The following is an 11792-nucleotide window of genomic DNA, read 5'->3' as shown; positions in this document are numbered from 1 at the left end:
GAGGGCCCCATCGCGGGCAAGCCCGCTCCCACAGTATTTGCGTCGTGCACAAACCCTGTGGGAGCGGGCTTGCCCGCGATGACTTTCGTTCAGACGCTCAAGACGTTGCGGATCAGCGCTGGGTTTCCCGCTCCAGTTCAGCCTCTGCTTCAGCAACCTTACCCTTGGTCTTCAACTCACTGACAATCACCGCCGCCACAATCAACCCGGCCCCCACCAAAGCAATTGCCGGCAGCCGCTCTCCGGCGATCCGCCCGACAATCCCGGCCCACACCGGCTCATCGGCATAGATCAACGTGGCCCGGGTCGGCGAAACGCTCTTCTGTGCCCAGTTCATCGCCACCTGAATCGCTGCACTCGCCGCGCCCAGGCCCAAAGCTGTCACCAGCAGGGTCCAGGAAAAGTCCGCAATCACCTCACCCGTTGGCACCACCAGCAGAAATGACAACACCGACGTCGTTGCCAACTGCACCACGGTCACCCGGCGCACATCGACCTGGCCGGCATAGTTACTGATCAGAATGATTTCGGCAGCAATCGCAATGGCGCTGATCAACGTCGCAATTTCGCCGGGACTGAAGTTCAGCGAAGCCCCGGACGGCCCGGACAGCAGCATCAGCCCGGTAAACGCCAGCATGATGCCGATGCTCGGCATCAATCCCGGACGCCGCCCGAGCACCAGCCACTGCAGCAAGGGCACAAACGGCACATACAACGCGGTAATGAATGCCGACTGACTGCTCGGAATGGTTTGCAATCCGACCGTCTGCAAGCCGTAACCGAGCATGATCGCCACGCCGATGAAGGCGCCAGCCTTGAGTTCGAACACGGTCAGTTCACGCAGATGGCGCCAGGAGAACAGCGCAACGATGCACGCTGCAGCGGCAAAGCGCAGGCCGACGAAGAACATCGGGCCACTGACGGTCATCGCGTGTTGAACCAGCAAAAACGTGCCGCCCCAGACCATGGTGATCAGCACCAGCACGCACTCGGCCTTGCTGAAACGGGAGAAACGGAGGGGAGTGTCGGGGCGATTCACTGACGTCATGTCCTTGCACGCTGGAGAAAGAGCGACGCACAATGCGCCAAATGTTGCGCAGTATACTGCCCAACCCCATCGAGTGAGCAATATAGTGCACAAAGATTCCAGCCAACGAGCCTCCGTTCTGCAACACGTCAGCCAGAATGTGCGGCGCTTGCGGCATGCTGCCGACATGAGCCAGACCGCGCTGGCGGAAAAGTCCGGGGTGAGCCGGCGCATGCTGGTGGCGATCGAAGCCGGCGAAAAGAATGTCAGCCTGACCACTCTCGACCGCGTTGCCGAAGCGCTCGACGTTGCTTTCAGTGATCTGATCCAGGCCCCCGATGCCCGCGATCCGAGCCGCATCAATGAAGTGGCCTGGGCCGGGAAGATTCCCGGCAGCAAAGCGGTGCTGCTGTCCAAGGCCACTGCCACTCGCGAGGTCGAGCAATGGGAGTGGTGCCTGCAACCGGGCGAGGTCTACCCCTCACAACCGGATGCCGACGGCTGGAGCGAGCAGATCTATGTGTTCGAAGGTTGCTTGACGCTGATGCTCGGCGACCAGCCGCAGCGCATCAACGCGGGCGAGTTTTTCATGTTTGCCAGCAATCAGCCGCATGCGTATCGCAATGATGGCGACGTGGCGGCGCGGTTCGTACGAAATGTGGTGATTTGAATGAGTCAGTGCGCAGACATCCTGATCATCGGCGGTGGCCTCAGTGGCACGATGCTGGCGGTGCAATTGTTGCGTCTGCCCGGTCAGCGCAAGATTCTGATTATTGAGCCCCGTGCCGAACTGGGTCGCGGCGAAGCCTACAGCGCGGTCGAATTGGGCCACACGCTCAACGGCAATGCTGCGCGTATGAGCGTTGATCCGGACAACCCGGATGATCTGACGCAATGGCTGACCGAACATATTGCTGCTGGAGGCTGGCCGCAGTCTTCCGAGCAGCAAGTGCCGGTCTGTGAACTGTTCCCGCCTCGGGGATTGTTCGGTGTCTACGTGCAGCAGCGCCTGGCTGAAGCGCGAGAGGTTGGCGAGCAATACGGTTCGACCGTCGAGCATATCTGCGCAGAGGTCATCGACCTGCAAACCGAAGCCGAATCAGTGCAAGTCACGTTGAATGACGGCCAACACATTCGGGGCGCTTATGCGGTGCTTGCCACGGGCATGTTCCCCGCTGCACGTACGCCACAGAAAGAGTCCAGCGGCCTGAATGCCGCCGCACTCGATCCATGGGATGTCGCGGCCATGCGCCAGCTGGATCCGCAATCGACCGTGCTGATCATCGGTTCCGGCCTGACCATGGTCGATGCCGTGGTCTCGCTGGAGCAGGCCGGGCATCGCGGGCCTATCGAGGTGTTTTCCCGTCACGGCTTGCTGCCCCATGTGCGCCGGCAACCGCCAGCCTGGGTGGATTTCCTCGGTGAAGATCACAGCATCCGCTCGCCGCGCCAGTTGTTACGCGAACTGCGCCAGCATTGCCGTGACGCTATCGCCAAAGGCATCGATTGGCAGGCGCCACTGGATACGGTCCGGGTGCACATCGGCCGATTGTGGAGTCAGGCAACTGACGTGCAGCGTCGACAATTCGTACGGCATGTGCGGCCGTGGTGGGAAAGCCATCATCATCGTTCGCCGCCGCTGAGTGCGCAGTTGGTTGAGCGTTTGCTGGGAGAGGGGCGGCTGCGGATTCATGCGGCTTCTTTCAAAGGGCTCGAGCCGTACGGGGACGGTGGTGTGCGTATTCGCATTCGGCGCCGGGGTGAGACCGAAACCCGCGTGGTGCAGGGGGCGGCGTTGATCAACTCCAGCGGGATCGAATACGACTGGCGGCGTGTTGCCAGGCCGTTACCTCAACAGTTGCTGGCCCGTGGACTGGTGCGACCGGGCCCGTTGGCATTGGGGATTGCGGCTGCGATTGACGGTGCGGTGTTGAGCGAAAACGGGCAGGTCGCGAATCGGTTGTTCGCCATGGGGCCGCCGTTGCGCGGGATGTGGTGGGAGAGTACGGCGGTGACGGATGTGGCGTTGCAGGCCAAGGCACTGGCGGCGCGTTTGGGCTCTGAGCGAAATTGAGGGCTTCTGTTTTCGGGCAGGGCCTCATCGCGGGCAAGCCCGCTCCCACAGGACTCTGGTTGTAAACACCATTTGTGCCACGCCACAGAACCTGTAGGAGTGAGCCTGCTCGCGATAGCGGTGGTTCAGTCGATATAAAAGGTGACTGATCTACCGCTATCGCGAGCAGGCTCGCTCCTACATTTGTAGCGTGGTAAGCGAAAGAGTTACGCCACGACTCGATAGCACGGCACATATGCCGCGCCGCCCGGCAGTTTCATTCGGTGCTGGGCGACGAAGGCTTTGAGCAACGCATCTAGCGGTTGCATGATCGCCGCGTCACCACGGATCTGATAAGGCCCGTGCTCTTCGATCAGGCGAATGCCCTTGTCCTTGACGTTACCGGCAACGATCCCCGAGAACGCCCGGCGCAGGTTGGCCGCCAGTTCGTGGGGTGGCTGGTCGCGGTGCAATTTGAGGTTGGCCATGTTTTCGTGGGTCGGATCGAACGGACGCTGGAAGCCTTCGTCGATCTTCAGCAGCCAGTTGAAGTGGAACGCGTCGTTGCGTTCGCGGCGGAACTGCTTCACCGCTTTCAGGCCCTGAGTCATCTGGCGCGCCACTTCAGCCGGGTCGTCGATGATGATTTCGTAGTGCTGTTTGGCGGCTTCGCCAAGCGTGGCGATGACGAAGGCGTCGAGTTGCTCCAGATACGGCGCGGCATGTTTCGGCCCGGTCAGGATCACTGGGAACGGCAAGCCCTCGTTGTCCGGATGCATCAGGATGCCCAGCAAGTACAGGAACTCTTCAGCGGTACCGGCGCCACCCGGGAAGATGATGATGCCATGGCCCACTCGCACGAACGCTTCCAGACGCTTTTCGATGTCCGGCAGGATCACCAGTTCGTTGACGATCGGGTTTGGCGCTTCGGCGGCGATGATGCCCGGCTCGGTCAGACCGAGGTAGCGGCCGCCGTGAATGCGTTGTTTGGCGTGAGCGATGGTCGCGCCCTTCATCGGGCCCTTCATCACGCCGGGACCGCAACCGGTGCAGATGTCGAGGCTGCGCAGGCCCAGTTCGTGGCCGACTTTCTTGGTGTATTTGTATTCTTCGGTGTTGATCGAGTGACCACCCCAGCACACGACGATTTTCGGCTCGACGCCCGGGCGCAGGGTGCGCGCGTTGCGCAGCAGGTGAAAGACGTAGTCACTGATGCCTTGCGAGGTGCTCAGGTCGATGCGTTGGCTGTCGAGTTCGTTTTCGGTGTAGACAATGTCGCGCAGGGCGCTGAAGAGCATTTCCCGGGTGCTGGCGATCATTTCGCCGTCGACGAAAGCGTCGGCCGGAGCGTTCAGTAGCTCCAGGCGCACACCGCGATCCTGTTGGTGAATGCGGATTTCGAAATCTTTGTAGGCTTCAAGGATGGTCTTGGCGTTATCGACATGAGCGCCGGTGTTGAGGATGGCCAGGGCGCACTGGCGGAAGAGGGTGTAGGTACTGCCGGATCCGGCTTCGCTCAGTTGCTGGACTTCACGTTGAGAAAGGGTTTCCAGGCTGCCTTTCGGGCTGACCGAGGCATTGATTACGTGTCGTTGGGTCATGCAATGATCCTTAAAACGATGTCATCCCAAAACCAGGCGAATGGCATCCGAATAGTGTGTATCCATGAATGAAGATGGCACGATCTGCGCTGTACCGCCATGTCCCCGTTGGACGCTGAAAAGATGAAAAGGAGCCCCAGCATAGCTAAATCCTTCGCAGAGGCGATAATGCGCGGGCGAGTTTTTTCCGTTGCTCTTTTTGTCGCTCAAGGAAGTCATAAGTGATGTTCGAGATTCAGCCGATGGACGCGGTCACCTTTCGCCAGCAGACCCGGCGCAGCACACTGATCATCGCGGTGCTGTTCCTGGTGCTGGCGATGTTGTTTTCGACGACGGCAGTGGCGCTGTTCGGCGAGCCCGGTAGCGATAACCTGCGCTTCAATGTCGGCGGGGTGTTTGTCGCGTTTCTGTTGACGGCGGTGCTGTTGCGCGGGCGGTTCTGGACCCAGACGTGGATGGCCCCGGCGGTCTATAGCTGGCGGCTCAAGCGCAGCCTGATGAGCGTCACCAATGTGATGCACCAGGTGACGGCAGCGGTTGAGAAGAATGATCCGACGGCCATGAAAGTGTTGCGTTTCTATCACCTGGGGCTGACGCAAATGCATGAACTGGACGGCAACTCCAGCGATCATGCGCAATTGCACCGGGAAGTCGAAACACACAAAGAGCGGATGCGGGCGCTGGGGCTCGATATCGACCAGCCACGCCTCGATCCGGCGTGGCTGGAAGCCTTGAAACCGGCGTCGCGTTAAAGCGCAATACGCCGGGCGCGGCGCTGTTTCCACGAGCGAATCAGGCGTCCATACACCAGCAGGTTGACCGCCAGGACCACGCTGCCCAGCACCAGTTGAATCCCCGGTGTCAGCCCGGCCGGGTAGATGATCGGCCAGATGTAGTGCTCGATGAATCCGCCGGCGTATTCGGTTTGCCCGGCAGCGTGACGCATCAGGTTTTCCCAGTAGGTCAGCGGACAGGTCAGGTGCAACACCTCGACCGCAAAGCCCCATGCGGCGGCCGGCAGGTGCAGCCACATCAGCCGTGGCCACTTGAGGACCAGCAGCCCGCCGAACAGCACGAACAGAATAAACAGCAAATGAAACAGCACCAGCCCGTCGGCTGCGATTCGGTACAGCATGTCGTATCCCTGACGCAATTGTGAGTGGCGCTATGTTACGCGCAGGGCCTGGGTAATTGCGCAAGATTGTTCAAGACCGGGCGGCGTTTTTACTGGCACAGTCGTCGACCGTTTTCCTGGGTTGAAAAGCGTTATGTCTGACTCTCTTATGCCGCGCAGTGCGTTTCTTCGCGGCGCTGCGGCGATCATGCCGCTGTCTCTGGCGACTGCGCCGTGGGGGCTGCTCGCCGGTTCCATGGCGATTGAAGCCAACCTCACACCACTGCAAGGGCAGGGCTTGTCGAGCATTGTGTTTGCCGGCGCTGCGCAGTTGGTGGCAATCGGCATGCTCAAGGGCGGTGCCGGGATCTTCTCGATTCTGTTGACCACGCTGCTGCTGACCTCGCAACATCTGTTGTACGGCATGAGCATGCGCTCGGTGATTTCGCCGCTGCCGGGGCGTTGGCGGATCGGGCTGGGTTTTTTGCTCACCGACGAATTGTTCGCCCTGACCAGCCAGCATGATCGTCAACAATTCAATCGCTGGTATGCCTTGGGGGTTGGCCTGACGTTCTACATCGCGTGGAACCTGTTTACCCTTGCCGGGATTGTCCTGGGCAGCAGCATTCCGGGCCTTGAGCATCTGGGCCTGGATTTTTCGATTGCCGCGACCTTCATTGCCCTGATCACGCCGGTGGTGCGCAACGTGCCGACCGTGGTGTGCGTGGCGGTCTCGTTGTTCTGTTCGGTGTTGTTCAGCTATTGGCAATGGGGCTCGGCGCTTGTCCTGTCGGGTTTGGCCGGGATGACCGCAGGGTTTATCTGCAACAAGCTTTATAGGGGGCGCACATGATGGTTTGGGCGGTCATTGTCGGGATGGGATTGCTGGTGTTCCTCAACCGCTATGTGTTTCTTGAACCGCGGTTGCCGGTGCGTCTGAGCAGTAACGCGCGGCAGTTTCTCGGTTTTGCGGTGCCGGGCATGTTGACTGCAATCTGTGGGCCGATTGTATTCATGCCGGAAAAACAGCTGAATTTGCAGTGGGATAACCCGTATTTGCTTAGTTCGCTGGTGGCGATCGGACTGGTGATCTACACACGCAGTACGCTACTGAGCATGTTATTGAGCATGGCGTTTTTCTTTTTGCTGCGTTGGTGGTTGTAAGTTGTCCGATGAAAACTGATCTACGCTTTATGGAAGATGATTTCCTCTGAGAGCGAGGTGGGCATGGCAACCGAGAAAACGCGTCCGAATGATGACGATGAGCCGACAGAAGCGGAGATTGAGGAACAGGAAAGAAGAGAAAAGCAGACCTGGAAACACGACGACAGCAGAGAGCTGTCTGATCGTGATCAGGAAATGCCTTTGAAACCCTGAATGCTGCAAACAAAAAGCCCCGCTCATGCGGGGCTTTTTGCGTTTCAGAGGTCTTCCAACTGCGTGAAATCGGGGTGTGCCGCCCGATAACCCAGCGTTCTGTCGATCCAGGCATTGAGCTCGTTGACCATCACCGGCGGATGGCCGGGATAGCCTTCGAGGGTGGTGCGCAAGATACGTTCGATGTCAGGCACTGAACGCAGGTTTCGAGTCTTGATGTAGTGGCCGATAAAACAGTCGAGTTGAAAGCGTTCTGTCATGGACAGATAAATACACTCCAGGCCGTTGGCCTGTTTGATTGCAAAATCGTCGCGCAACTTAGTTCTCTGCAAGGCTTGTTAAAATTGTAGGGGATTCCTGGTTTTGTTGACTCTTTGGTCAACTGGTATGCCAAATGGAAATGCGGCGCGCATGCTATCCGTAGTGCAACTAAATGTATGTATGACGGTTGAAATGTCAGACAGGCGGTTAGTTCGCTCAAACGATTGTTTTGTCAGCCTTGTCTCAAGACTGAAACACCCCCTGTAAAGATCGCGCATCAGCCTGCAGACGGTGCCGAAGGCTCCGATCATTGACTTTGGATTTGCAGATCAAAAGATCACAGCCTTCGGCAGTTCCTACAGAAAGAACGGGCGCTGTCGATGGATTTTTAGGCGACCTGGGCAATCAGGTTAGGCCCCTGATTGCGTGCGTTGCCCACGGCTTTGTCGACTTTGTGCCATTCGAACGCCTCCGCAGCTTCACCCTCGAACAGCAGCATTTGTTCGGCGCGCTCCACGGGCGTGGCAGGATCGAGCCATTCGCGGGCCAACTCTGCACACAGCACCACAGGGCGGCGATCATGAATGTCGAGCATGCCGCCGGCACTGTCAGCGGTGATGATCACGAAACCATCGTCGTCGCGGGGGGGCGTGCCGGGTGTGGGAAATTGCCCGATTCCAGCGCAGAAAACCGGCCCGTGATCCGCCCGACGGATCAGCCACGGTTGTCGGCTTTTATCCTCTGCGTCCACCCACTCGAACCAGTTGTCGACAGGCACGATCAAGCGCTGACGCCAGATCGCCCGGAAGAACGGCCCGTGGGCGACTTTCTCCACTCGGGCGTTGATCGGCGCAGCACGGTCCTTCGCCCAATGCGGGCGCCAGCCCCAGCGCAAATTGTCGGCGTAGATACGCTGATCGTGCTGGTGGAGAACCGCCAGCGCGGTAGTCGGCGCAGCGTTGTAGCGAGCCAGCGGCGCGTCGCCGACGTGATTGATCAACGCATCGGGAATGCTCAGCACCGCGACGAAGTCGTGAATGCCACGGTACTGCGAGAGTCTTCCGCACATCGGCTGAATCTCCTGGTGGACGATGTCAGCTTAGTCGGCTCTGCGGCTCACTTATTGGCGGCCTGACCGGTGAACGTGTCGCGCCATCTCAGCCAGCGACGTTCCAGTGCGGCGAGCAAGCCGTCGCTGAGTTTGCCGAGCAGGGCGAGGACGATAATCGCCGCCAGGACGATGTCCGGGCGCGATGTTTCGCGACCGTCGCTGAGCAGGTAGCCCAGGCCTTTGGTCGCGGCGATCAGTTCGGCGGCGACGAGGAACATCCACGCCAGGCTCATGCCGCTGCGCAGTCCCGTGAACAGGCCGGGCAGGGCGGCGGGCAGCAAAATCCGCCGCACCAGTTGCAGGCGGCTGAAGCCGTAGATGTGGCCGACCTCGACCAGTTTGCGGTCGATGTTGCGAATCGCCGCAACCACGTTGACGTACACCGGAAAAAACGCGCCGATGGCGATCAAGACAACTTTCGAGGTCTCGTCGATGCCCAGCCATAGCAGCAACAACGGCACCCACGCCAGGCTCGGAATCGAGCGCAGCGCAGCGAAGGTCGGCTCCAGATACGCCTCGGCTTCCCGGCTCAAACCGACCCACGCGGCGAACACCAGGGCCAGACCGGCACCGATGGCAAAGCCCAGGAGCACGCGAATCAGGCTGGCGCCGATGTGTTTCCACAGCGCGCCTTCGGCAAGATCGGTGAGGGTCAGGGCGATCTCGCTCGGCGCCGGCATCTGATAAGACGGCAACCAGCCGACGCGCACGATGATTTCCAGCGCAATGACGATCAGCAGCGGCAGGGCGAGGCCTTTGAGTCGGCGCTGCCATGATGGGTTAAAAATGGGCGGCTGCCGATGCGGCGCTGTGAGTGGCGCGGGCAGGACTTTGCTGTGACTGGTCATGGTGATGGCTCCGCTCACCCCGAATCCGCAACGCGCGCGGATTCGGGGTGAGGCTTTTCGATTACTGGCGGGCGACGGCTTGCTGCACACCGCTGTCGAGCAACTGGTCGATGACTTGATCGACATTCACGCCACGGCGCACCAGTTCTTCGGAGACCAGAATCGGCGCGGCCGCTTTCGAGGCGACGACATCATTGGCGGTCAGTTGCGGGCTGCTCAAGTCGGTGCGCGACAGCTGCAGTTTGGCCACGTCCAGCGGCAGTCCCGACTCCTTGGCGAGCAGGGCGGCGAACTCATCAGGGTTTTTCAGCGCCCATTCGCGGGCCTGTTCGTAAGCCTTGATCACCGTGTCGATGGTCTGCGGATGTTCCTTGGCGTACTGCTCGGTAACGCTGACCACGCCGTAACTGTTGAACGCCGGGTTGCGATACAACAGGCGCGAACCCGCCTGCACCTGGCTGGCGGCCATGTGCGGATCGAGACCGGCCCAAGCGTCGACATCGCCTTTTTCCAGCGCGGTGCGGCCGTCCGGATGTTGCAGGTGCACCAATTCCACGTCGTCCTTTTTCAGCCCGGCCTGTTGCAGGCTGCGTAGGGTAAACAGATACGGGTCGGTGCCTTTGGTCGCGGCGATCTTCTTGCCCTTGAGGTCGGCGATGCTCTGGTACGGCGAGTCTTTGCGCACGACCAGCGCAGTCCATTCAGCGCGGCTGTAAACGTACACCGATTTGATCGGGCTGCCATTTGCGCGGCTCAGCACGGCGGCGAGGCTTGCGCTGGAGGCGAAATCGACGCCGCCGCTATTGAGGTACTCCAATGAGCGATTGCTGCCCTGGCTCAGCACCCAGCTGACTTTGCTTTGCGGCAGGGCTTTTTCGAGGAAGCCGAAATGTTTAAGCACCAGGCTCACCGGGGAGTAATAGGCGTAGTCCAGGTGTACTTCCGCCGGAGCGGTTTCGGCGGCCTGGGCCAGCGGTTGCAGGCTCAGTGCCATTGCGCTGGCGGCGAGCAGTGTTTTGAGACGGGAAAAGGGCAATGACAATTTCATGGGGCGCTCCGGCAAAGGCACAGGTTCTTATGTCCAAAAAGATATTTTTTTTGAATGCTTCCTGCATGAATGGAATATTGCAGGCTCTGTGCCATGTGCCTCGAAGTGCCGGTTTACAAGGGGTTTATTGAAGAATGCCAAGGTGTCGCTGTTGCTCTGCGAACAGTGTGATTTGCCACTGTTGCTGGATGGACAGTGGAGATCCGAGGTGCTGAGCTTATGCATTAATCGAATTTCAAAGTGATCATTTAACGGCGTTATGTTCTATGCAATCTCTCTTTGCAGGACTCGCCATGAAGCTTTCCCGTTTCCTCCGTTGCGCGTTGACCGCTGCGCTGTTTGCGTCGCCGCTTTCCTACGCTGCCGAACCTTTGGTCCTGCATGTCGGTGACCAGAACTACTACAACATTCGCGCTTCGGTCGAAGCTTCCGGTGTGTTGAAAGACGCGCCTTACACGGTGGACTGGAAACATTTCCAGGCGGCTGCACCGTTGGCGGAGGCTTTGCAAACCGGTGCGATTGATCTGGGATTCCTCGGCGATTCCGGTTTTCTGTTTCTCGCAGCGAAGCAAGCGTCGGTGAAGTTGATCGGCGTCTCCCGACAAAACCCCGACACGATTGCCTTGCTGGTGCCCAAGGATTCTCCGGTGAAAACCATCGCCGACCTCAAGGGCAAGAAAGTCGCCTATTGGCCCGGCGCCTGGAGCCAGCAATTGACCTTGCGCGCATTGGAGCAGGGTGGCCTGCCGGAGAATTACGTCGACTTCGTCAAACTGATGCCAATTGATGCCGCTGCCGCTTTGCCGCAAGGCAGCATCGACGCCTTTCCGGTTTGGGAACCGTACATTTCCCAGCAGATTGTCTTCTCTGGCGCTCGACCAATTCTCACGGCGAAGAATCTGATGCCGGGGCTCAGCGCGATCGCGGCTTCAACCCCTTCCATTGATAGCAAACGTGAAGCGATCGCCGATTTTCTCGGACGTTTGAAGCAAGCGCGGGCCTGGGTCGATAGCCATACCGATGAGTACGCTGACCTGTGGGCGAAGAAAGCCAATCTCGATCAGGAGGTTTCGCGGCACTGGCTGCGCCAGGCGCACATGACGGTCGGGCCGGTGGATCAACAGGCGGCCACGGATCTGCAAAGCACCGCAGACTTCCTGTTTAAAGTGAAAGCGCTACCGGCTCCGCTGGCCACGGCGGGGATTATCGACAGCTCCTTTCAGCAGGCACTGGCTCACTGAACGAGCGCCGGAACCAAACCCTGTGTACCTTATCCAACCTCGGCTCTCAGAACCGGGCACAAGGATGGATAAGGGCGAGGGAGTTTTGCCAATCGACAACATGACCGCAGT

Annotated in this window: 14 protein-coding genes; 7 read left to right on the top strand and 7 right to left on the bottom strand. The window is 59.5% G+C overall.

The genetic code is table 11. The features are described from left to right. Positions 1 to 112 precede the first annotated feature (112 nt). On the bottom strand, positions 113 to 1048 hold the full coding sequence (locus ACIONG_RS06330; protein WP_401297480.1) for a DMT family transporter: 936 nt from the start codon (positions 1046 to 1048) through the stop codon (positions 113 to 115). Between the two features lie 85 nt (positions 1049 to 1133). Here ACIONG_RS06330 and ACIONG_RS06325 point away from each other — a divergent pair, with 85 nt between their 5' ends. After that, the gene (locus ACIONG_RS06325) at positions 1134 to 1697 is read left to right on the top strand and encodes a helix-turn-helix domain-containing protein (protein ID WP_213028350.1); all 564 of its coding nucleotides are present in this window, start codon (positions 1134 to 1136) and stop codon (positions 1695 to 1697) included. After that, the gene (locus ACIONG_RS06320; protein ID WP_401297477.1) at positions 1698 to 3101 is read left to right on the top strand and encodes an FAD/NAD(P)-binding protein; all 1404 of its coding nucleotides are present in this window, start codon (positions 1698 to 1700) and stop codon (positions 3099 to 3101) included. Positions 3102 to 3307: 206 nt separating this feature from the next. Here ACIONG_RS06320 and ppnN read toward each other — a convergent pair whose 3' ends face one another. Continuing rightward, complete coding sequence (ppnN, locus tag ACIONG_RS06315; protein WP_103303432.1) at positions 3308 to 4681, bottom strand: nucleotide 5'-monophosphate nucleosidase PpnN; 1374 nt, start codon at positions 4679 to 4681, stop codon at positions 3308 to 3310. Between the two features lie 224 nt (positions 4682 to 4905). Between ppnN and ACIONG_RS06310 the strand changes: the two genes are divergently transcribed. Next, a complete protein-coding gene (locus tag ACIONG_RS06310) occupies positions 4906 to 5433 on the top strand; it encodes a DUF3087 domain-containing protein (RefSeq protein ID WP_401297475.1) in 528 nt (175 codons plus the stop codon). Here ACIONG_RS06310 and ACIONG_RS06305 read toward each other — a convergent pair. After that, positions 5430 to 5816 carry a DUF2784 domain-containing protein gene (locus ACIONG_RS06305; RefSeq protein WP_103303434.1) on the bottom strand — a complete coding sequence of 129 codons (387 nt, stop codon included), beginning with the start codon at positions 5814 to 5816 and terminating at the stop codon, positions 5430 to 5432. The two genes, ACIONG_RS06310 and ACIONG_RS06305, sit on opposite strands and share 4 nt — an antisense overlap. Before the next feature lie 133 nt (positions 5817 to 5949). Between ACIONG_RS06305 and ACIONG_RS06300 the strand changes: the two genes are divergently transcribed. From ACIONG_RS06300 to ACIONG_RS06290, 3 genes are all read left to right on the top strand, one after another. Further along, positions 5950 to 6648, top strand: coding sequence for an AzlC family ABC transporter permease (locus tag ACIONG_RS06300; protein ID WP_108591938.1), 699 nt, complete (start codon positions 5950 to 5952; stop codon positions 6646 to 6648). Next, a complete protein-coding gene (locus tag ACIONG_RS06295) occupies positions 6648 to 6959 on the top strand; it encodes an AzlD domain-containing protein (RefSeq protein WP_213028773.1) in 312 nt (103 codons plus the stop codon). Before ACIONG_RS06300 ends, ACIONG_RS06295 begins: the two co-directional genes overlap by 1 nt. Positions 6960 to 7022: 63 nt before the next feature. Further along, positions 7023 to 7172: a hypothetical protein gene (locus ACIONG_RS06290; RefSeq protein ID WP_177431380.1), complete on the top strand. Its 150-nt coding sequence runs from the start codon at positions 7023 to 7025 to the stop codon at positions 7170 to 7172. A gap of 44 nt (positions 7173 to 7216) precedes the next feature. On the opposite strand, the gene ACIONG_RS06285 is transcribed toward ACIONG_RS06290, so the two are convergent. The 4 genes from ACIONG_RS06285 to ACIONG_RS06270 form a co-directional block, all read right to left on the bottom strand. Continuing rightward, positions 7217 to 7489: a hypothetical protein gene (locus tag ACIONG_RS06285; RefSeq protein ID WP_103303437.1), complete on the bottom strand. Its 273-nt coding sequence runs from the start codon at positions 7487 to 7489 to the stop codon at positions 7217 to 7219. Positions 7490 to 7821: 332 nt separating this feature from the next. Beyond that, a complete protein-coding gene (locus ACIONG_RS06280; protein ID WP_401297472.1) occupies positions 7822 to 8502 on the bottom strand; it encodes an SOS response-associated peptidase in 681 nt (226 codons plus the stop codon). A 47-nt stretch (positions 8503 to 8549) separates the two neighbouring features. Beyond that, the gene (locus tag ACIONG_RS06275) at positions 8550 to 9392 is read right to left on the bottom strand and encodes an ABC transporter permease (protein ID WP_401297470.1); all 843 of its coding nucleotides are present in this window, start codon (positions 9390 to 9392) and stop codon (positions 8550 to 8552) included. Positions 9393 to 9453: 61 nt separating this feature from the next. Continuing rightward, positions 9454 to 10440: an aliphatic sulfonate ABC transporter substrate-binding protein gene (locus tag ACIONG_RS06270; protein ID WP_401297468.1), complete on the bottom strand. Its 987-nt coding sequence runs from the start codon at positions 10438 to 10440 to the stop codon at positions 9454 to 9456. Between the two features lie 293 nt (positions 10441 to 10733). Between ACIONG_RS06270 and ACIONG_RS06265 the strand changes: the two genes are divergently transcribed. Further along, positions 10734 to 11681 (top strand): ABC transporter substrate-binding protein, encoded by a 948-nt coding sequence (locus tag ACIONG_RS06265; RefSeq protein ID WP_401297466.1) that lies wholly within the window; start codon positions 10734 to 10736, stop codon positions 11679 to 11681. The last annotated feature ends 111 nt before the right edge of the window (positions 11682 to 11792 follow it).

Origin of the sequence: Pseudomonas sp. NPDC087817, assembly GCF_044742875.1 — a bacterium.
Lineage (GTDB): Bacteria > Pseudomonadota > Gammaproteobacteria > Pseudomonadales > Pseudomonadaceae > Aquipseudomonas.
Note: the sequence above shows the minus strand (reverse complement) of the source record. Positions and strands in the feature narration are given on the sequence as shown.